Consider the following 23781-nt stretch of genomic DNA (forward strand, 5'->3'; position numbering starts at 1 on the left):
AAAGTATAAACTGAGGTGTTAAGAAGTGTGAGCAAACAGATCAGAACAAAATCTGCAGCGAAAGCCTCACACCTACTTTCTGGATGCCGGGATGATCGAGGTAGCGCAAACGCCAGAATACATCAACGCGGAAAAACTTGAAGATGTTTTCAATGCCCGCGCCCGCTTCAAGGTACGGCCCGCGATTGAGGGTATAAAGCTGATTGGGAAAAAGAAGCTCTTCGCGGTTGTCTAACCGCGCGCTGCCAATTACGCCCCGGAACGAAGCTACCTCGCGCCACTTCAGCTTACGCATGAGCGGAATTTTATTGAGGAAAAATCCGTCGAAATGGTGAATGAGAATGCACTGCGCATACTGATCGCTGGCAAACTCAAAATAGTTCATGGTATTGAATGCGGCCCAGTCGTATATGATGGTTTCGTTGCCCGCATGCAGCACCATGAGCGGAAACGGTACAGTGCCCCAGATTTTTCCGGCCTCCAGTACATAATTTATGTAGCCAATTGGATTGATGCGGATACGGTCGTCCACATTAATACTCAGCCGGTGATACGCGTAATCACTTCCAAACACGCCCTTCAAACCGGCATTGTACTGCACCTGCACAATCGGGTAAATTGTACCCAAACTCACGCGCGAAAACACACTCTCCACATACCGCTCCTGATAGGCAAAACGTGTGGTAAGCTGAATTTCGGAAGCCGTAATGCCGGGTTTGTATTCGTTATTGCCGTTACCTATCGGATGCAGATAAACTGTGGCGCCAAGCGGAAACAGATTTTTATGTACCAGATTGAGCTTGGTATTCAGGCCCGGAAACCAGTCGCGCTCATACCACAAACTGTACTGCTCCACGCGCAGCATATTGTCGAGCGGTGTGCGGCGGAAAAGTGCGGCAAGGCCGTTATCAGCAGTAAACGCATTGTTGCTCTGACCTAATATTTCGTAGTCGTTTTTGTAATTGCCACCCACCAGCTGCCTCGGCTTTTTGGTGATGAATGATTTGAAGGCAAACGAATACTTGAAATCATCATCGCGGAAACCATATGCCGCATAGCCGCTAAACTCTACCCATTTACTGAAATTGTTACTGGTTCGTCCGCCCAAACGCACACGCCAGCCTTCAATGCGGTTGTTGCTCACCGTGTTGTACCACGGACCAAATTCAAACGGGCCAATGACTTTGTAACCTGTGTAAGCCGTGATTATGATATTCTCCCACGATTTATAAATGGGCAAATGCTGTATGGAATCAACCATTGCATAAATCTGCCTTTCGGTAGCATTCAGCGAATCGTGGCGGGCATTGACCCAGAATGCACTGTCGCGTTTTTCGGCGCCTTCCTGCACCACCAGATTATCGGTGCGTGTATAAAACTCCACATCGCGCGGCTTGCTGACAATGATGTTTTTGTACGACGATGTTTTTCGACCATACATGCCAAGCTGTTTATCCTGCAAGGCAAAATCGGCCACCATTTTCTCTTTCACCAGCATCCATTTTCCCGACGCGTCATCAAACTCCTGAATTATCGAAAATGCATTTACATAGTTAATGTTTGCATCATCGGTAATTTTCATCTCAATGCGTTTAAGCGCAAAAGCCGTATCGGCAATCCACATATTCCCTTCAAACAACAGTTCCTGCTTGCGGCGTGGCTTAAACTGAATGTGATAGCACCAGTGATTGTCGATCAGCAAACTATCATTGAGGTAATATTTGTAGTAGAAAATACCGTTATCAGAAATCGGACTCACGAAGAGTTTGCCAAAGAGCATGATGTTGTTGTCATACAAATTGGCATTCTGATACATTTCGCCGGTAAGTTTGGAAATGCTGGCATCTTCCACACCAGAAACTTTCGAGCCTTTAATTACTTCCTTGCGCAAACGCGGATCGGTACGGTAGTAAAAATCGGAAACCGACTCGCTGAAGAAAAGCGGGAGTTTGGGTTTTTCGGTGGGATTGGTGGAGTCGATATTATCAAAAATAAACTTTACCGGTTGCAGCACTTTTCGTTTCTGAAAATCTTCGGTAATGTTATTGAGGTCGAACTCCATTTTGTTATAGACCTCGTATTCATAAGCATCGTATTTCTCTTCGTTGTTATTATCGCGGTTTGCCCACACGCCCCGCAGAATGCGGTAGGCAGGGTTTTCGCCGGGGCGGATAACCACTTCGGCAAGGCTGTTGGCATTGACTTCCATGCCAATATTAACCACCTGTGCGGCTGCATTTTTTTTGAGCGGAAGTGTAATGGTTTTGTAGCCGATGTAATTGGCCCGGATGGAGTCTGTAAGCCGAGAGGATGTAATGCGGTAGTTTCCTTCCACATCAGAAACCGCACCAATATTGGTTCCGAGCAGATATACACTTACAAAGGGCATCGGCTCGTTGGTATTCTTATCGTATATTTTTCCGGATATGCGGTATTGTTGCTGTGCCCACAGGCTGCACGCACACAAAACCAACATCACCACGCACAGTAGTCGTTGAAGCATTTTACTCAGAGGGCTTGGGAATTCTAAGATAAGCACTCTTTTGGAAAGAAAAACCAGATTTTCTGTGGCGGCAGTAATTTTTCAGGCTGTAATTGCAAACGCCCGTTCAGCAATAATCTTAAACCATGCCGTAAACTTTTCAGGTTCGGCAGACATTTCAGCCAGTAAATCATCTCTGCGTACCCATCTCCAGTCCATTACTTCAGCCGGATCAGGCTGCGGGTTGGTGTCGGAAATACCTGTAAATACATGATCGAGTTCATGTTCGGTAAGTTCATGATCAAGATCAGCGCGGTAAATGAACTGGAACTGATGTGTGAGTTCGCAAACCATTCCCATTTCTTCGCGCAGGCGGCGCACGGCGGCCTCACCGGCAGTTTCACCATCGCGGGGATGGCTGCAGCAGGTGTTTGTCCAAAGCCCGCCCGAATGGTATTTCTCAAGTGCGCGGCGATGTATGAGCAATTCGCCCCGGCTGTTGAACACGAAAACCGAAATAGCCCGGTGCAGGAGTCCTTTACGGTGTGCATCAAGCTTTTCCATGAGCCCTGTCTGACGATCGTGTTCGTCAACCAGCACAACAAACTCGGTGGTGTTGATCATTTCTTAACGGGCGATACTTTTAAAATGGCCGCGAGTTGCTGCTTTTCGGCAGCACTTAGCTGTGTGCTTTGTTCGAGGTATTTGGCAATGCGGCAATAAAGATCGTAATCATCAGCCGATAATTGACTGAGGCCTTCAAGCAAAAACTTTTTATCGGCGGCAAGCTGTGTGTTGTAGCCCAGAAAAGAAGGTGCGCCGCACTGTACCGTAAATCGAAGGTAACGCAGCTCCATCAGCTGAGGCTGTTTTGTCACTGCGGCTTCGAGTTTGGCCTTGCCCGAATTGAAACGGGAAAGCTTGGTGTACGGGTTTGCCGAAAATTGCGCATGAATTGTTTCACCCGCACCCAGATAACCGTGCATTACTGCATTGCTTTCAACCGTATGCCCGCGCACCATACCAAGCAATGATTCGCAAAGCGTTTCTCCTTTGCTGGCATTTTCGAAACGGTTGCGCACCTGCAACAACGTGGGCGATGGCGCACCGGCCGCCACGGCTGTAAGCAGTAAAAGCAGCATTGCAGCTATACGCATCAGATCAGGTTAAGGCTGTGGCGCACGTACGACGTAACAAACAATGCATACTTGCGGCGGTTGGGAATACGCACACGCTCATCAAGAATATGTCTGGGCGCAAGCGATTTGATTTTGCGAAACAGTGAGAAATAGTAGATATAAGCCACATACACACCAAACCTTGCCTTACGCGAAAGTTTGAGAATGCCTTCGTAACCGTTTCTGAAATCAACCTCAATATCTTCTTCCACGCGGCGTTTGGTTTCCTCGTCCCAGCGTGTAATATCCACACCCGGAAAATACGTGCGCCCCATTCCCACATAATCATCACGCATATCGCGCAGGAAGTTGATTTTCTGAAATGCCGAACCCAGCCGCATTGCATACCAGCGCAGTTCTTCGTATTTCGCATTATCCCCTTCCACAAATACTTTCAGGCACATCAGGCCCACCACTTCAGCCGAGCCAAGAATATACTTTTCGTATTCGTCCTGACTATACTCGCGCTTACCCAGATCCATTTCCATACTGAACAGAAATGCATCAATGAGCTCACGGTCTATACCGTAGCGGTTTACTACTTCCTGAAAGCTTTGCAGGATGGGATTGAGGCTGATACGCTGTTCGATGGCGAGATAGGTATCACGCTTAAAATCGGCAAGCAGTTGTTTCTTGTCGAAATCGTGAAACGTATCTACAATTTCGTCGGCAAAGCGCACAAAGCCGTAGATGGAGTAAATCGGATCACGGAATTCTTTGGCAAGGAAGCGAATGCCCAGCGAGAACGAGGTACTGTAGGCGCGCGTTACCTGCCGGCTGGTGCGGATACAAACGTGGTCATACAAGCTTTTCATGGGCTTTTGCTTTTTGTTCGTGAGCTACAAGATCACTTACCACCAAGCCGGAAATGAGTGACGGCGGCACTCCCGGGCCGGGCACAGTAAGCTGTCCGGTATAGTAGAGGTTGGAAATTTTGTTGCTTTTTACAGATGGTTTCATAAATGCAGTTTGCCGCAGTGTATTGGCCAAACCGTAAGCATTGCCGCGGAACGAGTTGTAATCATTTACAAAATCGCGGTGGGCATAGCTGCGTTTATACACAATGTGCGAACGAATATCATGCCCGGCCTGACGTTCAAGACGGTCCATGATGAGATTGAAATATTTTTCACGCACCGCTTCAGTGTCGTTGTCGAGACCCGGCGCTACAGGTATGAGCAGGAACAGATTTTCACATCCTTCGGGCGCAACGGTCGTATCTGTTACCGAAGGTGCTGACACATAAAACAAAGGCTTTGAGGGCCAGCGTGGCTCATCGTAAATTTCAACTGCATGCGCATCAAACGATTCGTCGAAAAACAGGTTATGATGCAGCAAATTGTTTACACGCCGGTTTACGCCTACATAATAAAGTAAGCACGACGGTGCCATGCGGCGTTTGTTCCAGTAAGCTTCAGAATAACGTCGTTCCGCCTGACCGAGAAGTTTTTGTTCCACATGGTGGTAGTCGGCACCGGCCACCACCACATCGGCATTAATTATATCGCCGTTTTCAAGGCGCACGCCGGTAGTTTTGTTTCCGGCCGTAACAATACGATTAACAGGTGCATTGAATCTGAACTTCACACCGTTTTCTTCGGCAAGTTTCACCATGCCTTCCACAATGCGATGCATGCCGCCCGGCGGATACCAGGTACCCAGTGCAATATCGGCATAGTTCATCAGGCTGTACAGGGCCGGTGTACGGCGGGGTGTTTCGCCCAGAAACAGCACCGGAAATTCCATGAGGGCGGTAATTTTCGGATGCGTGAAATATTTCCGTACATGCTTGTGCATGTTGCGGAACATATCGAGCTTAAATAAGCTGGTTACAATTCTGAAATCGGCAAACTCACGCAGTGACACACTTGGTTTGTACACGAATTCATTAATACCTACTTCATACTTGTAACGTGCTTCTTCCAGAAAACTGCGAAGTGCGGCAGCACTGCCCGGTTCGATTTTTTCAAGCTCTTTTCCAAGTTCCGCAATACTTGCCGGAACATCAAGTACATCATCAACACCATAAATTACCCGATACGAAGGATCAAGGCGAACAAGCTCATAATAATCGGAAACTGATTTGCCGAACCGGTTGAAATAACTTTCAAACACATCAGGCATCCAGTACCAGCTTGGGCCCATATCAAACATAAAACCCGACTCACTGAACTTTCGTGCACGGCCACCGGGAGTTGCGTTTTTCTCCACAATTGTCACGTCGAATCCATGCCGCGCCAAACCGGTGGCGGCAGAAAGTCCGGCAAAACCCGAACCAATTACAACAGCTGTTTGCTTTTTCGACATAGGCAATTCAAAATCAGGAGACTGCAACTGTTTATACCTAGCACATTCTCCAACACTTTCCATTAAACAAGCCGAGGCTCTTATTGTTGTTTATGTGAATAAGCGGATCAATAATTTTTAATCCGCACAGCGCCACACACCCTATTAAAACCCAAACCGGGCCTGATTGTTCAAAAATGTTCTTTTTTTTATGCTTTGGTCGTTTTTCAGTCCGAACGACCTGCCTTTATAGCCCTGATCTTTTGTACCTTCGCGCTTTCTTTTTAACAAGCAGTATGGCATTCGAATCGCTTCAGGCAATTTCTCCGGTTGACGGACGCTACCGTCGGCACACAGCCGTTTTGGCTGATTATTTTTCCGAATCGGCGTTGATCCGCTACCGCATTCGAATTGAAACTGAATATCTGATAGCCTTGTGCCGTTTGCCTCTGCCTCAGTTAAGCGGCATCAGCGAAAGCCGTTTTGCTGACCTGCGTGCTGTAATGTACGAGAATTTTACGCAGGCAGATGCCGAGGCGGTTAAACAGATTGAACAAACCACCAACCACGATGTAAAAGCCGTGGAGTATTTTATGAAAGAAAAGCTCGATTTGCTTGGTCTTTCTGAATACAAGGAGTTTGTTCATTTCGGCCTTACCTCGCAGGATGTAAACAACACCGCCACACCGCTGCTTTTGCGCGAAGCGCACGAACAGGTGCTGCTGCCACTGATCAACGAAACGCTTGCCCTGCTCGAAAAGCAGGCCGCCGATTGGGAAAACGTACCCATGCTGGCACGCACACACGGGCAGCCCGCCTCGCCCACCCGCCTGGGCAAAGAAATACGCGTATTTACCGAACGCCTCCGCGCACAGCTTGAACTACTGGCACAGGTTCCGTTTGCAGCCAAGTTTGGCGGCGCCACCGGCAATTTCAATGCGCATCACGTGGCGTATCCGCAAACCAACTGGAAAAAGTTTGGCGATGATTTTGTGGCTTCACTCGGCCTGAAACGATCGCATCCCACTACGCAAATTGAACACTACGATCATCTGGCGGCTTATTTCGACGGACTCAAGCGTATTAACACCATACTGGTAGATCTGAGCCGCGATTTCTGGGCCTACATTTCCATGAACTACTTCCGCCAGCAGATCAAAGCCGGCGAGGTAGGCTCATCGGCCATGCCGCACAAGGTAAATCCCATCGACTTTGAAAATGCCGAGGGAAATTTTGGCATTGCCAACGCGCTGTTTGAACATCTCAGCGCCAAGCTCCCCATCTCGCGCCTGCAGCGTGATCTTACCGACTCTACCGTGCTGCGCAATGTAGGCGTGCCGGTGGCGCATACGGTAATTGCGCTGCGCTCACTGCAAAAAGGCCTGAGTAAAGTACTGCTTAACGAAGCCGCCCTCCACGCCGATCTTGAAGCCAACTGGGCCGTAGTGGCCGAAGCCATTCAAACCATCCTGCGCCGCGAAGGCTATCCGCAGCCTTACGAAGCCCTCAAAGGCCTTACACGCACCAACGAAGCCGTAACCGCCTCCACCATTGCCGCGTTTATTGATACGCTGAATGTGAATGATTTGGTGAAGGATGAATTAAAAGCGATTTCGCCGTTTAATTACACGGGGATTTAACCTCATGTTCATCTCCGGCTTCACCATCGTCCGCAATGCCATCCGCTTCGACTACCCGGCGGTGGAAGCCATACGCTCAATTCTCCCGCTTTGCGATGAAGTGATTGTGGCTGTGGGCAAATCAGACGATGAAACGCTGCAGCTGATACGTAATATAAACGATCCGAAAATCCGCATCATTGAAACGGTATGGGACGATTCGCTGCGTGAAGGCGGGCGTGTGCTTGCAGTAGAAACCGATAAAGCCTACGCAGCCATTTCGCCGCAGGCCGACTGGTGTATTTATATTCAGGCCGACGAAGTGTTTCACGAGGCCGATTATCAGGCTATACGTGAAACCATGCAGCGGTGGAAAGAAGACAAGTCGGTGCAAGGGCTGCTTTTCCGTTACCGGCATTTCTATGGCTCCTACAGCTACGTGGGCGATTCGCGGCGGTGGTACAGAAACGAAATACGCATTGTGCGTAAAACCGACAACATCTGCTCCTACCGCGATGCGCAGGGATTTCGCACACGCAGCAATGAAAAACTGCGTGTAAAACCGGTAAACGCTACCGTTAATCATTATGGCTGGGTAAAACCGCCCGAAGCACAACAGGCTAAGCAGCAATCGTTTCATAAAATGTGGCACGATGATGAATGGATGAAACGAAACATTCCGCAGGTAAACCAATTCGATTACTCGCAAATTGATTCGCTGGTTCATTTTACAGGCACACATCCGAAAGTAATGCAGCCACGCATTGACCGGATGAACTGGGAATTTACATTCGACCCCACAAAGCGGAAAATGAGTGTAAAAGTTCGGTTGCTGATGTGGATTGAAAAACTCACCGGCTGGCGGCCGGGTGAGTATAAAAACTATAAGCTCGGTTAGCTTACACGCCACTGCTTTATCCAAAAATTATTTTGAGATATCCGCTGTGTTAATAGTTTACACCGGAGCGATTTTACATTTACATATGCATTAATAATTCGTGCATCAAAACCTTTGAATCAGCTAAAAACAATCAGTTTATCAGCATCTTCGGTTGCGGATTCAGGATTTACGAATTCTTGTTTTTGAATTTACCTTGCTTCATGCTGACGTAATACAGCGGGAATAGTTTTGCGGACGTAAACAATTACACACATGACCACAAAACTACACCTCACTGCATTTGCAGTAATGCTTGCAGGCGCGGCCGTTGCACAGGTAAACCTCCAGCAGCATTCGGTAACACCGCCTCTTGTGACCCTCAACACATCTGCATTTCCCAACACGCAGGTGTATGGATTAATTGGCAGCCGTGATTCGCTGGCCGCTTCTCCCGGCTATCGTTTCGGTGGCTCGGCCGACGGTGCGGGCATTATCCGCAATGCCGACGGTTCATTTACCATGGTTGTGAACCACGAAGATAATTTCGCTGTATCACGCCTTCAGCTGAACAGCAATTTTGCCCCTGTGCGCGGCGAGTATCTGCTGAACTCAAATGCCGGCATGTGGCGTCTCTGCTCGGCCACACTGGCTACACCGCAGGAACACGGCTTCGGTCCTACATTCCTTACCTGCGGCGAATCGGGCGTGGAATCAATGACACACAGCGTAAACCTTTTCGCCAATCCGCTTACCGATTCACTCTCGGCAGCTAATTCAACCATTGCCCGCGGACTTGGCCGCTGGAGTGCTGAAAACGCAGTACCGCTTCCGGCTGCTACCTACAACAAAACCATCGTAATTATTGGCGACGACGACAGCGGCCCGAACGGTGGCCAGCTTGCCATGTATATGAGTAATGTAATAGGTGATCTGAACAACGGCAAAATTTACGTACTCCGCCGCACCGATCTCAACCAGCGCGAACGTTCTATCATACCCGGCCAAACCTACGCCGTTGAATTTGTAGAAGTGCCCAATGGCGCCTCGCTTACAGGTGCACAGCTTGATGCCTACAGCAGTCAGACACTCAGCTGCATTGAGTTTCAGCGCGTGGAAGATATCGACTACCGCAAAGGCGGACCCGCTGCTGCACGCGAAATTTATTTTAACGCAACCGGTGCAGCCAACGCCGACTCACTTGACCGTACGGTGTGGGGACGCGTATATCGTCTTGTGCTTGATCCCAACAATCCGCTTCAGGGCACACTCGAATGCATTATCAACGGCGACGATAAGAGCGCGTCAAATCCTTACCGCGAACTTTATCAGCCCGACAATATCTGCGTAACGCAGGATTATATATATGTGCAGGAAGACCCCAATGGTTACAGCTTTGCCGCTGCCCTTCCTTATGTACACGATGCACGTATTTATCAGTACGACATACAGACAGGTGCATGGACTACACTCATGGAACTTAACCACCACCGCTCTATGGTTGACAGTGCAGTTTACAACCGCAACAGTGCCGGCACTGCATTTTCGCGCAGCGGTATTGGCAGCTGGGAATATGGTGCAATGATTGATCTTACTCCGGCCGAAATCCCCAACGCATTCCTGATCTGTCTGCAGCCCCACACCTGGCGATATCCTGAATTCTCAGGCGTTGACGGTGGCACACTTCGTCCTACCGAAAAGCAGGGCAGCATGCTCATTACCGTAACCAACATTCCCCGTGTAAAAATTACCACACCCGTGGTAAGTGCCGACAGCATTTGCACAGGCAATACAGCTGTACTCAGCGCCACCGGAGGCAACTCATTCTGGGCTACCAACGGTACACGCTACCACTGGTACACACAACCCACCGGCGGCACACCTGTGTTTACCGGCGCTACATACAACACACCCGCACTCAGCACAAGCGTAACCTATTATGTTGAAGTTGAAGTTGACGGCGTGGTTGGCAGCAGCCGCACACCGGTTACAGCAACTGTAAATCAGGTTCCGGCAATGCCTGTAATTAATCAGAGCGGAACTGTGCTTGTATCAAGCTCAACAGCGGGTAACCAGTGGTACCGCAACGGCGTGGCTATGCCCGGCATTACCACACCTTCAATTGTAGTAACTCAGGACGGCTACTATTCAGTAGTAGTAACCATCAACGGATGTGAGTCGCCTGCTTCACAGGAAGTATTTATGAATGTTACTTCGGTAGAGGAAACCGTACTCAATAATAATGTGCGTGTATTCCCCAACCCGAACGATGGTTCATTTACCCTCAATTTCAACAGCAATGAACCTACAGAGAGTTTCCGCGTGGAAGTTGTAAACAGTGTGGGACAAACTGTATATACCGAGAAAGTAGCCCGTTTCAACGGCCGCTACAACCAGCAGCTCGATCTGAGCATGGAAGCTGACGGCGTATATATTGTAAATATTTATACTGATAATGGTGTATTCCAGCAGCAACTGGTTAAACAGCACTAAGCTCAGTATATACAGTCTATTTCATTCAAACACCTCTGCAAAAATTTGCAGAGGTGTTTGGTATTGATACCGGTAATTAATCTTTTTTGTCCGATGAAAATAAAATCAATCCGGATTCTTCTTGCCGCACTTCCTTTACTGTTTGCGCTGTTTGCATTTAATGAAAAAGCTCCTGCGCCCTCAAAAACAGAAACTGCACTTGTATTTTTTGCAGGAGATGCAGACCAGTTGCTCAAAGAAGCCAAACTTCTTCAGCAACTTGTCACAGCAGGAAATACATCATCCGAAAATCTGCAGCAGCAGCTTGCCCGCACACGAAAAGCCTACAAACGTACCGAGTTAATTACAGCCTATTTCTATCCGGCTACGGAACAGATGCTCAACGGACCTCCCATTCCGGAAGCCGATGAGGAAGAGGGAACACAGCTGGTGCGTACACCCGATGGCTTGCAACATATTGCGGAATTGATTTATGCCGATCGTTTAAATGAGGATGAAAAAGCAGATCTGGTTACCAGTTGCAAACGCTTTACAGCCACCTGTTTTCGTTTGCCGCAAATGGCGCAGCAGGCTAAGTTTGAAGAATGGCAGCTCATGGAAGCAATTCGGCTTGAAATAATCCGCATTTATACACTTGGACTTACCGGCTTTGATGCTCCCGGCTACGACGTGGCGCTGAACGATGCAAAAGCTGCGGCAGAAAGTGTGGAAAAGTATGCGCTGCTTTTTTTGAATGAGGTGAAGCCCAGGAATAAAAAGCTGGAGAAGGATTGCCGAGCTGCGCTAAAAGCATTTGTGGGGAGTATCAATTTAAACGCAAGTGAAGATACGTTTGACCGGCTTTCGTTCATCCGTACAAAAGCAAATCCGCTCACGCGGCAGCTTACGCGTGTGGCCGTACTGCTAAACCTGAAACCGGCTGTAAACACCACTGCACTTCGGTTTGAGGCGGGTACACCGTTTGATAACGATGCCATTGATCCGTGGTTTTATGCACGCTACAACAATGCAATTCACAAACGCAGCGAAGTAGCAGCACTTGGTCGTTTGCTTTTTTTCGAACCGTTGCTTTCGGGCGATGGCCAACGCTCGTGTGCATCGTGCCACAATGCCGACCGTTTTTTTACCGACGGGAATGCGCGCAGTACGGCTTTTACCGGAAACGGCACCGTGCTGCGCAATGCACCTACGTTGTGGAATGCCGCTTTGCAGCCGGCTTATTTTTACGATGCACGTGTGCCCTCGCTCGAAGATCAGGCGCGCCTTGTGGTGGCCAACAGCATTGAGCTGCATGGCGATATTCAGGCTGCATCATCGCTGCTGATGCAGAGCAGTGAATATATACAGCTCTTCCGCAATGCCTTTGCCGGCAGCGAAGACACTGTAATTTCGCCGCGCAGCATTTTCATTGCCATTTCAGCTTATCAGCGCACACTGCTTGCCTTCAATGCACCCTTCTATGCCTACATGCGCGGCGAAACCAATGCCATGAGCAACGATGCAAAAAACGGCTTCAATATTTTCACCGGCAAAGCAGCCTGCGCCACCTGCCATTTTCTGCCTTATTTCTCAGGTAATGTGCCGCCGCTTTATGCCAAAGGCGAAGTGGAAATAATCGGCGTACCTTCGTCAACAGACACACTGCATGCCACGCTCGACAGTGATGCAGGGCGTTACAGCGTAAACGGCATGGAACTTCACCGGCACGCATTTAAAACGCCGGGACTTTCGCAGGTGGCAAAAACCGCTCCCTACATGCACAACGGCGTGTATGCCTCACTCGAAGAAGTAATTGATTTTTACAACCGTGGCGGCGGCACCGGACTCGGCATAGCGCCTGTAAATCAAACATTGCCTGAAGACAAACTCGGTCTTACGCCAAAGGAGAAAGCAGAACTGATTGCATTCCTGCACACACTCACCGATACCACTGCAAAAGCAACTGCACCCGCACGTTTGCCTGCATTTGGAAACGAGCAGTATGACAACCGCAAACCGGGAGGTCTGTACTGAAATTTTATCCGCGCAAACGCTGCCAGGCGATAAAATCGGTTTGAGGCAGCTTACCTTCAAATCCGCAGCCGCGAAGCAGGGTTACAAGTTGCCCGCGGTGAAATGTGCCGTGATTGAACAAATGCTGAAGCACATCGGCCACGGGTGTTTCAAAAGCATCGCCGTTTAAGGCACTGTAGCGGATTTCTCCTTCGAAAAACGAATCAGGCTGCTGCCGGAGGAATGAAAGGAGTGCGCGGCTGCTGCTGTGGTAGTTTGACGGCGCCGGATATTCGCTTTCGGGAAAAGCAGTGAGCGAAGTGCCCTGCATGCGTTTCATCCACACCATTTCGCCGCCGCTCAAATGATTTGTCGTTTTACGGATTGTGCTGAAACTGCTTTTCTGCTCCTGGTCGAGCCATTCTACCGGCACTGATGCAATGGCAGTGGCCATCAGTTCGTTTGCCCACGCATTGTAACGGGCCATGCGCATGAGTTGGTGCTGCAGCGTATTCATTAGGTACAACAATTAATCCCAGCCGGTGGCCAGTACATCAATAATGTGCATCACCTTAATCTGCTTTTTTTGCTGGGTGATGTAGCCGTTGAGGTGGAGCAAACAGGAAAGATCGGTAGAGATGATGTACTCGGCTCCGGCTTCTTCGGCGGCGCGCACTTTTTCGTCGGCCATGCCCACCGAAATGTTTTCGTGCTTCACGGCAAACAAACCGCCAAAACCGCAGCATACATCGGCCCGTTCCATTTCCTTCACTTCCAGTCCGCGCACTTTCGAAAGCAGCACACGCGGCTCGCGGTGAATGCCATACTCACGCAGTCCGCTGCATGAATCGTGATACACAGCCGTGCCGTTGAGCACCGCACCGAGATCGGTTATCTTCAGCACATTCACCAGAAAATCGGTGAATTCATACATGTTTTTCTGCACCTGCCGGCACTGGTTGTGCAGCACCGAATTGTGAAAAATTTCGCTGTAATAATTACGCACAAAGCCCGGACACGAAGCAGAAGGCGAAACAATGTAGCGGTCGTTCTGAAATTCCTTGATGAATTTTTCGCCCACCTCCTTGCAGTGATCCCAGTAGCCCGCGTTAAATGAAGGCTGACCACAGCAGGTTTGTTCGTGATTGTAATTTACCGAGCAGCCCACCCGCTCCAGCACTTTAATCATATTCAGTGCGGTTTCAGGATACAGCTGATCGACAAAGCAGGGTATGAAGAGATCGACGATCATGAATTAACGAACGGTTTCTGATTTGGGTACCCGCAGCAGGAGCAGGAAACCGATAATAAAGGTAATAATGAGCGATAATACCGAATTGCGGATACCGCCGGTGGCATCTTCAATAAGCCCGAAGGTACTTGTGCCAATTGCCAGACCTATTTTCTCACTTACATCAAAGAAGCTGAAGTAAGAAGCATGGTCTTCGGTTTCGGGAAGCATTTTGGAATACGTGGAACGCGAAAGTGCCTGAATGCCTCCCATTACCAAGCCTACACAGGCGGCGGTGATATAGAATTCAACCGGCATATCGACTATAGCAAATACCATTGAACACACACCAACCCACATGGCGATAACAATTCCTAACGTTTTCAGGTTACCGATTTTTCTTGAAAGGCCTGACATCAGAAACGATCCTGCCACACCCAGAAACTGAATCAGCAGAATACTGATGATCAGACTGGTTTGCATGTGTTCTTTACTATCCCACGCAATGGCTTTTGTGGCAAAAGGCACGGCCATAATCATTACCGTTTGCACACCCATGTTGTACATAAAGTAAGATCCGAGAAAGCGACGAAGCTGTTTTCGTGTAAGCACATCACGGAATACTTTCATCAGTTCGGCGTAGCCTTTCGAGAAAACATTGCCTTCTACTTTGTGATTATATACATTGTTGGGCAACCGACGAAATGTAAACATCGCAAAGCTGATCCACCAGATACCAACAAGTAAAAAGCCATATTTTATTGGCATTATCTTGGTAAATGACCCAAGTACAAGAATAATAATCAACAGCAAAGAACTACCAATATATCCCATTGCAAAACCACGGGCACTCACCTTGTCGTGGTCTGCCGGTTCGGCAATTTCAGGGAGGTAGGCATTATAAAACACAAGACTTCCCCAATATCCAATACTTGCAAAGAGTAACGCAGCCATACTCCACCCGATGTGTGTGGCATCAAAAAAACACAGCAAGGAAGAAGACACAGCACCCAGCACACAGAAAAACTGAAGAAAACGTTTCTTGTTGCCTGAATAATCAGCAATGCCCGAAAGCACCGGCGAGAAAAAAGCGACAATGAGATACGACAGCGCAACTACATAAGACAAAAACGACGTATTGTGAAACTCAATTCCGGCCCAGGTAATCATGTCACTGATTACTGCTCCGGTTTCAGGATCGCGCTTTGTGGTAACGGTTTCGTAAAAAATCGGGAAAATGGCCGACGAAATTACCAGTGGATAAACCGAGTTGGCCCAGTCGTAAAACGTCCAGGCACGAATAATTTTAGGGTCACCTTTTTTCAGCATGCATGTCAAATGTAGTCAGGAGCCATCATCCGGCGGCAGGTTGTTGAAAAGTAGGCTTAGTTGTGAACAGCAACCCGGAAAAAGTCAAAAATTACTTCAAATCGTTAAATTTCCGGATAATCCGGTAAGCGTCATCCGGGGTTCCTGTAATCAGCTTTATCCGCTCCTGCTTATTTCCACGCCTCCAGGCCGTTAGTGTTTGCTTCACCGGGTTCCAGATGCTAATCCAGCCTCCGGCAGTATCGCGGTAATTCAGCACACCGAAATCGGGTTTCTCTGTTTCGGGGCAGTAGGTTCCGAACAACTGATCCCAAATCAATAGTACTTTCCCATAGTTTTTATCCAGATATATCAAATTTCTGCCATGATGCACCCTGTGCAATGAAGGAGTAATGAGCACCTTTTCCAGAATGCCCCATTTACCGGGTATTTCCGAATGAATCACCAACTGATACATACCCTGAATAAAAATCATCAGCAACAGCATTTCCACACTGAATCCAAGCAGCGGAAACACCATATAAAATGCAGCATTAAGTAACGGGATAAGAAAAGAAGTGCGCAAACCCACGGTGAGATTATATTCTTCGCTCTGATGATGCACCACATGCGCCACCCAGAATAAATTGATACGGTGACAAAGCCGGTGAAATACGTATTCGATAAAATCGAGCAATACAAATAACGCGAGCGCAGGAAAAAAATCAGACGAGTTAAATTCAAATAAACCGAAATTATCTTTCAGCAGTTGCATAAACGGAATTGATGCAAGGGTGAAAAGATAGTTGATAGTAAAGGCGATAATACCGATAGTGAGATTTCGGAGAAAACCCGCCCGTGTAAACAATTTTCTTTTCCTGTGCCGGTGAATCATCCATTCGGCAAAAAGGAAGAGTAAATAAATTGAAATGAGCACAAACTCAAATGCTGCCGCGCCGTGGCGGAAGTTGAAAATTTCCATAACTGAGGTTGATCAGGGTAAATGAATAATCATGCAAAGTCTCATGACTTTGCCCGGTTAACCGGCATTGCCGCACTCAGTTATGCAGAAGGATAAGAGGTAATGGAAAAGATAGTATTACGGATGCAAAATGCCACTCCTACAGAGGAGCGGCCCTTTTTCAACGTGGAGATAAGTTGAACTGTCATCGAAGCAAAACTAAAAAGTTTGGAATTGACATCAGTTCTTTTTTCATTTTTTAACAAAAAGAGAAAGCCTGTCAGAAATCGACAGGCTTTCTCTTTTGTTAATATATTTATATAGATTAGAAATTCATCGTAACACCAATCATCGCAGTACGTCCTTCGCCGGGAATAATGCCGGGGCCTGGATAGCCGCCTGCGCGGCGTGTGGCATAGCGCACATCGGCAATGTTGTTTACAGCAGCTTTGACCACCACATTTTTGGGCAAAGTTACCGTGCAGCCAAAATCAAAAAGCTGGTACGAGGGCAGCGGACCGGCAGTACCTGAGGCGTTTGCAGCGCTGTTCCGGGCATCGGTATATACATCGTCGATATAGTTCCAGTTGAACGACGCGCTCACTGCTTTGTAGCGATACATCAACCCTGCACGCACATTCCAGCGCGGCGCATATTCTACGCGTTTGCCTTCGTTGGCGCCACCGGTGTACCAGGCTTCGAGGTGGCTGCCTGCGGTGAAAATACTGAGCTCACCGAACGGGTTTTTACGACTGTAGTTCTTTCCGTCGTGCGGGCTGCGATAGGGAATTTTGTAGGGTTTAAATTCCACATACCATTCTACGCCGCTGTTGGTGCTGTTGCCGGTGTTGGTACGAAACAGATACGGATTACCGTTTTCGTCAGTCATCGATACATCGCCTATGCGGCCGTCAACCAGCAGGAAGAACGCATTTACATCGTAGTAAAAGTATTTGAAAATCTCACCACGGATACCGATGTCCATATTCTGGCCTTTTACCGGGCCCAGACTCTGGTCGATACGCACCGCAGGCTGGTTGGTCCATACATCGTTAAACGTGGCAGGACGGAATGACTGCGACCAGTTGGCATACGCCACAAGAAGCGATGAGCGTTCTGACAAACCCTTAAAAAAATTATACTCCGCACCCACTCCGAAAAGAGGCACGCCGTTGGTGCGTTCTTCGCGCTGCAAGGCGGGTGTGCCTTCGGCCGAGGTGCGGATGTATTCGTAACGCACGCCGGGCACTACTTTCAGCCTTTGAGTAAGTTGCAGAAGTACTTCGGCAAAGGCGGCCATGTTTTCGGCGTTCAGGTCGAGATCGCGGGTAAGTGTGGCGGTGTAGCTGTAATCGGCATCGCTTCCATCGGTGCCTTTGCCCTGCTCACGGCGGGTGTTGCCGCGGTAGTAGCGCAGACCGGTGCTTACAAACGATTCCTTTTCGAGCAGTGTAAACGGCATGAGGTAACGCACTTCTGCACCGTAGTTGGTGTAATAATCGCGGTCAACCGTGCGAGCCGTGCCGGGATCAACTGTATTTGCGGCACCAGTGTAACCTACGCTGCTGCGTTCGCCAAACAGACCAAAGAGTTTTGCACTGAGTTGCGTGCGGTTATCGAAACGGTAATTGGCTGTTACGGCAGGCATGTTCCAGCGAATCGTAAACCAGTTGCGCTCGCGGAACGATGCGCGGTGATCTGCAGCAAACAGCGAATCAGTTAGGCCACCGGGCTGCTGCAGCTGATAGTGCATGCCGGTAAACTGCATGCCAATGGTAAGACGTTTGTTTATCAGCCAGTTTACATTTACATAACCGGTGTTGGTGAAATAGGCACTGTTTTCGCGCCATCCGTCGGAACGGCGGTAATTGTAAAAACCATAGTAATTCAGTTTTCCTTTTGTGCCACCCAGCGAGGTAAACGCATTGCCCATGCCGTAAGAGCCGCCGCTCAGGCTTACTTTTCCTGTAAGTGATTTATCGCGTGAGCCTTCCTGCAACACATAATTCACCATGCCGCCAAGCTGCGGCCCAAACTGCAACGACGCCGCGCCACGAATAATTTCCACACGGCCTAAGGCTTCTGCCGGCGGCACATAATACGCTTCAGGATACCCAAAAGCATCCGAACTCATGTCGTAGCCGTTCTGGCGGTTATTAAATTCCCACGAGCGGTTCGGGCTGAGGCCACGGGCGGCTATGGATGTGCCGGTACCGTTTCCGTCGTTTTCCCAAATCATTAAACCGGGCACTCGCGCAAAAATCTGGCGTGTATTGTTTTGTGCCAGATTGGCATCTGAATTTTGCGGATATATTACATCGTTTTTCTTCCCGGCTGCAATAGTAGTGCCGCTTACAGGATGCATTTTTCCCGCCTGCGGATACTCGGCAACAATGGTAATCACCGGCGGGCCAATGGATGGGGGCTCCATATCCACCTGTAAATTGATCTCCCTGAATTCATGCCCCGGTTCCAGTTTAATTTCTTTCAATTCTTCTCTGTAACCCACATACGTGAACGTAAACAGATACGTTCCTAGTGTTAGTTTAACTTCAAATTGTCCCTTCTCATCACTTAGCACGCCTTTCGTCTCGGAGGTTTTGACATTTTCATACTTTATGTTCACAAAAGACAGTGGTTCACGGGTTTTTGCATCCAGCACGATACCTTTAACAACGCCCGCGTACTGAGCATTCAGCAGCGAGAAGGTCAACAAGGCAAGCGTAAGCAGTATATATTTTTTCATTGTGAGTTTGGTTGAGGCTGCAAAACTATCCTTACCCGCTTTCAGCGGCAATACCCTATCAAGGGTATTCCGATACCCTGTTTTAGGTATTTTGGGATGTACACATCCTTGCGTATGACGTATCTTGCAGAAAATTCCATACTCCCGTGAAAGAACTATTGCGAAACCGTCAGTTTCTGATTGCGCTGGGCATTACGCTGTTAATGGGTGTGTATTATGCCGTGCAGATGTATCAGGCACAAGGCAATATGTATCTGCCTACCCCGAAACAGAAGCAAATTGAAGATTCGGTGAATTCCACCAATGTGTAATTCAGGCGTAGAATGCTTCGTTGAAGTTGATGAGATAGACTTTCTCTGTGGTACGCGTGAGGGCTGTATAAAGCCAGCGTAAAAAATCCTGATTCACCATTTCATCAGTCAGGTAACCTTGTTCAATAAACACGGCTTTCCACTGCCCGCCCTGCGCTTTGTGACAGGTTACTGCGTAGCCGAATTTCACCTGCAACGCATTAAGCCACGGATCGGCTTTCATGCCGAGGTAGCGGTCGCGTTTGGTGGGTAAATGGAGGTAATCTTCGGCCACACTTTCGTAGAGTTGCGCCTGCTGCGGACTGGTAAGCGCGGGTGCTTCGGTGTGCAGCGTATCGAGCATGATGCGCGCTTCGAGTTCGGGTTCTTCGGGGTAATCAGTGAGTTGCAGCACCACATCGGCAAAGCGGAAGCCGTGCATTTCGCGGTACTTGCGGATGCGTTGTATCACGGCGGCATCGCCGTTGGCAATAAAGCCCGCTTTCGATTCGTCGGGCAGCCACATGTAATTATTCTTTACGACCATTAAATGATCGCCGGCCGAAATTTCGTCTTCCTGCCAGCGGATGCGCGCGCGGATCTGCTGATTGTAAAGGTTTGCGCGTTTGTTTGAACGGCAAATTACAATGGTATCTTCTGCGCCGTATGTCCGGTAGGCATCTTCGAGCGCATCCAGCAAATCGCCGCCCTGAATGCGGATTACATCTTTGTAGCCTTGCAGTTCAAACTTCGGCTGCACGCTTTTCTCGCCCTGCGCAATGTCGATACGCAGCTTGGTGGCATTGTACAGCACACCTGATTCCTGCCCCTGTCTCACCACTTCGCGCAGCTCGAAAGCGCCTACAGGTAAGGCATACGCGCGTTTCAAAAACTCAGGATCAAGCGCCGGGCTGTGCAGCAGGCCCACCGGCGGAAGCTGTGCCGTATCGCCCACCAGCAGCAGGCGGCAGTTATCGCCACCATACACATACTGCATCAGATCATCAAGCAGGCTCTGTTTGGTGAAGCCTTTTTCCGCGCCGCCTTCGCCAATCATCGAGGCTTCGTCCACAATAAAAAGTGTGTTGCGGTGCGGATTGCTTTGCAAGGCAAAAAAGCCTTCATCGGCCGAAACCGAAGGACGGTAAATCTTTTTGTGAATGGTCCACGCCGTTTGCCCTGAGTAGCCCGAAAGTACTTTGGCTGCACGCCCGGTAGGTGCCAGCAAAATGCACCGGCGGCGAATTGACGGCAGGGCATTCACAAGCGCACTCACTAAGCTGGTTTTGCCCGTACCGGCATAACCGCGCAGCAGAAACACCCGCTGCGGATCGGGGTCGGTTACAAATTCGGCCAGCCGCTGCACCACGCGCCGCTGCGGGTCGGTGGGCTCAAACGGGAACTGGGCGAGGATTTGTTCGGCGAAATTCATTTCAGGGGTGAAGTTCTGAAATTATTTGGTGAGAATTGATTGCAACGTTTTTTGTTTTTGCAGCCGCCATCCATCACTTACATTTGTATCAATCAATAAATTATTCCTGTTTAACCTGTTTTATGAACACACACCCCTTCACCATACTCGACAATTTACTTTCGCCGCAGCAGCTTTCCGCGCTCGATTCGCTCATTGGCGCTGCAAACTTCGCACTTCCTGCCGAGCGTGACGCCGTGCGCAACCACCTTCAGATTGCACCCGACGACCGACAGGTGCTGCCGCAGATTCAGCAGCTTATCAATCAGGCGCTCACACAGCATCCCATGTTTCAGGCGTTGTTTGTGCCGCTGCGCATGTCGCCGTTTGCGGTTTCGCGTTTCGATCAGGGCCACAGCTACGGCTGGCATATCGACCATCCGATCATGGGCAATCCGCCGCTGCGCACGGATCTGGCCATTACCATTTTCCTGAGCGAGCCTACCGCCTGCAACGGCGGCGAGCTTGAAATTGAAACCGGCAGCGGCATTCAGCAAATAAAAGCCGCGCGGGGCAGTGCTGTCATCTATTCGTGCAACAATGTACACCGTGTGGCCGAAGTAACTTCCGGCCGCCGCATAGTGGCCATCAGCTGGCTGCAATGCGCCGTGCGCGATCCGCAGCAACGCGATATCCTTTTCAACCTTCAGCGCGTGTATCAGTCGCTCGGCGAAAAAGGCCAGCATGCGCCCGAAGCCAATCTGCTGCTCCAGACCTGGAGCAACCTCATGCGCATGTGGAGCGAAAGCTGAGCGGATGCGGTGGCTTCGACAAGCTCAGCCACCGCGACAAGCAATTGTACCCGGTGGCTTCGATTCCCGCAGGCTTGCGGGAACTCAGCCACTGAAATTGTTAACTTTGCCGCCACATGGCCGCCCGAACTCCCGTTCCAAGCATCAGTTTCCGCGATTCTGCCTTCGATCCCGAACGCAGCGAGAGCTTTTGCCTCGTGCTCGAAATTAGTGCCGAAGCCATTTCGCTGGCCGTGCTCGACAATCTCACCAACGATTTTCTTGCGTTTGAGCACTACCCGCTGCGCAAAGTGGCCGATGAGCATACGCTGGCGGCTACGGTAGAACTGCTGGCCGCCAATCACGACTGGCTGACCAACCGTTTCAAGCGCACTGATTGCATACTGGTCACCGAACGCTTTACGCTGGTGCCGGCGGCCTTGTTCGACAGTGCTTCGGCGGCGCAGTATTTACGTTTCAACCAGCCGCTGAGCGAGGCCGACGAAGTGCTTACCGATTTACTTCGCCAGCCCGATGCGCGCAACATATACGCAGTGGCCGAAAGCCTCACGGCCGTGTTGCGCAGGCAGTTTGCCGGCATTCGTTTCCGCAATCACCTCTCGCCGCTCATCGAGCGCACACTCTCGGTAAACAAAAATGCCGAAGGCCGCCGCGTGCTTGTTCACATCCAGCAGCAGCGGTTTGATTTGCTGATCAGCGATGGTGGCCTGCTGCTGCTGGCCAACACCTATCGCTACCAGAGTGCCGAAGATGTGGCCTATTACCTGCTCTTTGCCTGCGAACAGCTGCGCCTCAATCCCGAACAGGTGCCCATGGATATAGTGGGCGAAATTGATCCCGATTCGGGCATTTATAAACTGCTCACCAAATATGTGCGCCATGTAAAATTTGGCGGCCGCCCGGTGGATGCCCGCTTTGCAGCCGGTTTCGGGCAACTGCTTGCACACTGGCATTTTAACCTTTTTGCCCTGCACTACTACGCATGATCCGAATTATAAGCGGCACACACAAAGGCCGCCGCATTTCAGCGCCGTCAAATCTGCCCGTGCGCCCCACCACCGACTTTGCAAAAGAAGGCCTGTTCAACGTGCTCGGCAACCGCATCGACTTTGAAGATGAAACCGTGCTTGATCTGTTTGCCGGCACAGGCAACATCAGCTACGAGCTTGCCTCGCGCGGATGCAAAAACATTACCTGTGTGGACACCGACGCACGCTGCATAAAATTTATTCAGGACACCGCCGCAAAATTTGAGTTCCGCAGCATACGCACCCTGCGCAGCGATGTATTTTCGTTCATCCGCAAAGGCGGTAAACCCTACAGCCTCATCTTCGCCGATCCGCCGTTTGACATGACTGAAACGGCTTCATTACCCAAACTTATTTTCGACAATAATTTACTCGCCCCCGGCGGCTTACTTATTATCGAACATCCCGATACCACACGGTTTACCGACACGTCGCATTTGAAAGAAGTGCGTAAGTACGGGAAGGTGCATTTCAGTTTTTTCGGGGATGAAACGGAAGGAGATAACTAATCAAAAGTACTTTGATAAACTTCTGTTTTCTTTAGTAAATTTGAATATGAAAAAAGCAGCTGTAATTTCCGCGTTAAATGAATTCCCGAAAGAGTTTAATCTTGATGATTTGGTTGAGCAATTAATTGTGATCGAAAAGATTGAAGCCGGATTAGCCGATGTGAAGCAAAACAAAACCACAAGCCATGCCGAAGTAAAAAAACTGGTAAAAAAATGGCGAAAATAAACTGGTCTAAGCTGGCTATCAAAGATCTCCAATCCATTTATAATTATATTTCCCTTGATTCTGCCCTATATGCAGACAGGCATACAGAACATTTAATTAACGCTGTTGATCTGTTAGAAACACATCCTCTTTCAGGGCGTATTGTTCCGGAAAAAGGAAATCCGGCAATACGTGAAATCATTTACGGCAATTACAGAATTTTCTACAAAATCCAGCGAAAAAATATCATCATTCTTCGTATTCATCACGCAGCAAGAAAAATATCGTAAGCACTTCAAACGTGCTCATTAAACGAACCGGTTTTCACCTTACCTAGTAGCAAAATAGTATAA

The 23781-nt window shown here is 49.2% G+C and carries 21 protein-coding genes; 10 read left to right on the plus strand and 11 right to left on the minus strand.

What is annotated here, in order from left to right; genetic code table 11:
- Positions 1-40: 40 nt before the first annotated feature.
- From IM638_18345 to crtI, 5 genes are all read right to left on the minus strand, one after another.
- The gene (locus IM638_18345) at positions 41-2503 is read right to left on the minus strand and encodes a carboxypeptidase-like regulatory domain-containing protein (protein MCA6364997.1); all 2463 of its coding nucleotides are present in this window, start codon (positions 2501-2503) and stop codon (positions 41-43) included.
- Positions 2504-2584: 81 nt separating this feature from the next.
- Positions 2585-3106 carry an isopentenyl-diphosphate Delta-isomerase gene (gene idi / locus IM638_18350; GenBank protein ID MCA6364998.1) on the minus strand — a complete coding sequence of 174 codons (522 nt, stop codon included), beginning with the start codon at positions 3104-3106 and terminating at the stop codon, positions 2585-2587.
- On the minus strand, positions 3103-3639 hold the full coding sequence (locus tag IM638_18355; GenBank protein ID MCA6364999.1) for a hypothetical protein: 537 nt from the start codon (positions 3637-3639) through the stop codon (positions 3103-3105). Before IM638_18355 ends, idi begins: the two co-directional genes overlap by 4 nt.
- Positions 3639-4475, minus strand: a complete 837-nt coding sequence (locus tag IM638_18360; GenBank protein ID MCA6365000.1) for a phytoene/squalene synthase family protein — start codon at positions 4473-4475, stop codon at positions 3639-3641. Before IM638_18360 ends, IM638_18355 begins: the two co-directional genes overlap by 1 nt.
- A complete protein-coding gene (gene crtI, locus IM638_18365) occupies positions 4459-5967 on the minus strand; it encodes a phytoene desaturase (GenBank protein MCA6365001.1) in 1509 nt (502 codons plus the stop codon). The genes IM638_18360 and crtI overlap by 17 nt, the downstream gene beginning before the upstream one ends.
- A gap of 275 nt (positions 5968-6242) precedes the next feature.
- On the opposite strand from crtI, the gene purB reads away from it, so the two are divergent.
- From purB to IM638_18385, 4 genes are all read left to right on the plus strand, one after another.
- The gene (gene purB / locus IM638_18370; GenBank protein ID MCA6365002.1) at positions 6243-7586 is read left to right on the plus strand and encodes an adenylosuccinate lyase; all 1344 of its coding nucleotides are present in this window, start codon (positions 6243-6245) and stop codon (positions 7584-7586) included.
- A 4-nt stretch (positions 7587-7590) separates the two neighbouring features.
- On the plus strand, positions 7591-8463 hold the full coding sequence (locus tag IM638_18375) for a glycosyltransferase family 2 protein (GenBank protein ID MCA6365003.1): 873 nt from the start codon (positions 7591-7593) through the stop codon (positions 8461-8463).
- 255 nt (positions 8464-8718) lie between these two features.
- Complete coding sequence (locus IM638_18380) at positions 8719-10935, plus strand: T9SS type A sorting domain-containing protein (protein ID MCA6365004.1); 2217 nt, start codon at positions 8719-8721, stop codon at positions 10933-10935.
- A 93-nt stretch (positions 10936-11028) separates the two neighbouring features.
- A complete protein-coding gene (locus tag IM638_18385) occupies positions 11029-12948 on the plus strand; it encodes a cytochrome C peroxidase (protein ID MCA6365005.1) in 1920 nt (639 codons plus the stop codon).
- A 4-nt stretch (positions 12949-12952) separates the two neighbouring features.
- Here IM638_18385 and IM638_18390 read toward each other — a convergent pair whose 3' ends face one another.
- The 5 genes from IM638_18390 to IM638_18410 form a co-directional block, all read right to left on the minus strand.
- Positions 12953-13444, minus strand: coding sequence for a hypothetical protein (locus IM638_18390; protein MCA6365006.1), 492 nt, complete (start codon positions 13442-13444; stop codon positions 12953-12955).
- A gap of 12 nt (positions 13445-13456) precedes the next feature.
- Positions 13457-14179, minus strand: coding sequence for a (Fe-S)-binding protein (locus tag IM638_18395; GenBank protein MCA6365007.1), 723 nt, complete (start codon positions 14177-14179; stop codon positions 13457-13459).
- A 3-nt stretch (positions 14180-14182) separates the two neighbouring features.
- Entirely contained in the window at positions 14183-15487 is a 1305-nt protein-coding gene (locus IM638_18400; GenBank protein ID MCA6365008.1) for an MFS transporter, read from the minus strand.
- A 91-nt stretch (positions 15488-15578) separates the two neighbouring features.
- A complete protein-coding gene (locus IM638_18405; GenBank protein ID MCA6365009.1) occupies positions 15579-16448 on the minus strand; it encodes a sterol desaturase family protein in 870 nt (289 codons plus the stop codon).
- Positions 16449-16752: 304 nt separating this feature from the next.
- Positions 16753-19173: a TonB-dependent receptor gene (locus IM638_18410; protein MCA6365010.1), complete on the minus strand. Its 2421-nt coding sequence runs from the start codon at positions 19171-19173 to the stop codon at positions 16753-16755.
- A 146-nt stretch (positions 19174-19319) separates the two neighbouring features.
- Here IM638_18410 and IM638_18415 point away from each other — a divergent pair, with 146 nt between their 5' ends.
- On the plus strand, positions 19320-19484 hold the full coding sequence (locus tag IM638_18415) for a hypothetical protein (protein MCA6365011.1): 165 nt from the start codon (positions 19320-19322) through the stop codon (positions 19482-19484).
- A 1-nt stretch (position 19485) separates the two neighbouring features.
- On the opposite strand, the gene IM638_18420 is transcribed toward IM638_18415, so the two are convergent.
- Positions 19486-20895, minus strand: a complete 1410-nt coding sequence (locus IM638_18420; GenBank protein MCA6365012.1) for an AAA family ATPase — start codon at positions 20893-20895, stop codon at positions 19486-19488.
- A 122-nt stretch (positions 20896-21017) separates the two neighbouring features.
- Here IM638_18420 and IM638_18425 point away from each other — a divergent pair, with 122 nt between their 5' ends.
- From IM638_18425 to IM638_18445, 5 genes are all read left to right on the plus strand, one after another.
- Complete coding sequence (locus IM638_18425) at positions 21018-21686, plus strand: Fe2+-dependent dioxygenase (GenBank protein ID MCA6365013.1); 669 nt, start codon at positions 21018-21020, stop codon at positions 21684-21686.
- Positions 21687-21802: 116 nt separating this feature from the next.
- Positions 21803-22672: a DUF3822 family protein gene (locus tag IM638_18430; GenBank protein ID MCA6365014.1), complete on the plus strand. Its 870-nt coding sequence runs from the start codon at positions 21803-21805 to the stop codon at positions 22670-22672.
- On the plus strand, positions 22672-23223 hold the full coding sequence (locus tag IM638_18435; protein MCA6365015.1) for an RsmD family RNA methyltransferase: 552 nt from the start codon (positions 22672-22674) through the stop codon (positions 23221-23223). The genes IM638_18430 and IM638_18435 overlap by 1 nt, the downstream gene beginning before the upstream one ends.
- Positions 23201-23449: a hypothetical protein gene (locus tag IM638_18440; GenBank protein MCA6365016.1), complete on the plus strand. Its 249-nt coding sequence runs from the start codon at positions 23201-23203 to the stop codon at positions 23447-23449. Before IM638_18435 ends, IM638_18440 begins: the two co-directional genes overlap by 23 nt.
- Positions 23437-23718, plus strand: a complete 282-nt coding sequence (locus IM638_18445) for a type II toxin-antitoxin system RelE/ParE family toxin (protein MCA6365017.1) — start codon at positions 23437-23439, stop codon at positions 23716-23718. Before IM638_18440 ends, IM638_18445 begins: the two co-directional genes overlap by 13 nt.
- Positions 23719-23781 lie beyond the last annotated feature (63 nt).

Source organism: Bacteroidota bacterium (assembly GCA_020402865.1).
Classification (GTDB): domain Bacteria; phylum Bacteroidota; class Bacteroidia; order Palsa-965; family Palsa-965.

Excerpts from the sequence above, each read along its gene's own strand:
- IM638_18345 (MCA6364997.1), bottom strand. The coding sequence starts at position 2,503 with ATGCTTCAACGACTACTGTGCGTGGTGATGTTGGTTTTGTGTGCGTGC.
- idi (MCA6364998.1), bottom strand. The coding sequence starts at position 3,106 with ATGATCAACACCACCGAGTTTGTTGTGCTGGTTGACGAACACGATCGT.
- IM638_18355 (MCA6364999.1), bottom strand. The coding sequence starts at position 3,639 with ATGCGTATAGCTGCAATGCTGCTTTTACTGCTTACAGCCGTGGCGGCC.
- IM638_18360 (MCA6365000.1), bottom strand. The coding sequence starts at position 4,475 with ATGAAAAGCTTGTATGACCACGTTTGTATCCGCACCAGCCGGCAGGTA.
- crtI (MCA6365001.1), bottom strand. The coding sequence starts at position 5,967 with ATGTCGAAAAAGCAAACAGCTGTTGTAATTGGTTCGGGTTTTGCCGGA.
- purB (MCA6365002.1), top strand. The coding sequence starts at position 6,243 with ATGGCATTCGAATCGCTTCAGGCAATTTCTCCGGTTGACGGACGCTAC.
- IM638_18375 (MCA6365003.1), top strand. The coding sequence starts at position 7,591 with ATGTTCATCTCCGGCTTCACCATCGTCCGCAATGCCATCCGCTTCGAC.
- IM638_18380 (MCA6365004.1), top strand. The coding sequence starts at position 8,719 with ATGACCACAAAACTACACCTCACTGCATTTGCAGTAATGCTTGCAGGC.
- IM638_18385 (MCA6365005.1), top strand. The coding sequence starts at position 11,029 with ATGAAAATAAAATCAATCCGGATTCTTCTTGCCGCACTTCCTTTACTG.
- IM638_18390 (MCA6365006.1), bottom strand. The coding sequence starts at position 13,444 with ATGAATACGCTGCAGCACCAACTCATGCGCATGGCCCGTTACAATGCG.
- IM638_18395 (MCA6365007.1), bottom strand. The coding sequence starts at position 14,179 with ATGATCGTCGATCTCTTCATACCCTGCTTTGTCGATCAGCTGTATCCT.
- IM638_18400 (MCA6365008.1), bottom strand. The coding sequence starts at position 15,487 with ATGCTGAAAAAAGGTGACCCTAAAATTATTCGTGCCTGGACGTTTTAC.
- IM638_18405 (MCA6365009.1), bottom strand. The coding sequence starts at position 16,448 with ATGGAAATTTTCAACTTCCGCCACGGCGCGGCAGCATTTGAGTTTGTG.
- IM638_18410 (MCA6365010.1), bottom strand. The coding sequence starts at position 19,173 with ATGAAAAAATATATACTGCTTACGCTTGCCTTGTTGACCTTCTCGCTG.
- IM638_18420 (MCA6365012.1), bottom strand. The coding sequence starts at position 20,895 with ATGAATTTCGCCGAACAAATCCTCGCCCAGTTCCCGTTTGAGCCCACC.
- IM638_18425 (MCA6365013.1), top strand. The coding sequence starts at position 21,018 with ATGAACACACACCCCTTCACCATACTCGACAATTTACTTTCGCCGCAG.
- IM638_18430 (MCA6365014.1), top strand. The coding sequence starts at position 21,803 with ATGGCCGCCCGAACTCCCGTTCCAAGCATCAGTTTCCGCGATTCTGCC.
- IM638_18440 (MCA6365016.1), top strand. The coding sequence starts at position 23,201 with ATGAAACGGAAGGAGATAACTAATCAAAAGTACTTTGATAAACTTCTG.
- IM638_18445 (MCA6365017.1), top strand. The coding sequence starts at position 23,437 with ATGGCGAAAATAAACTGGTCTAAGCTGGCTATCAAAGATCTCCAATCC.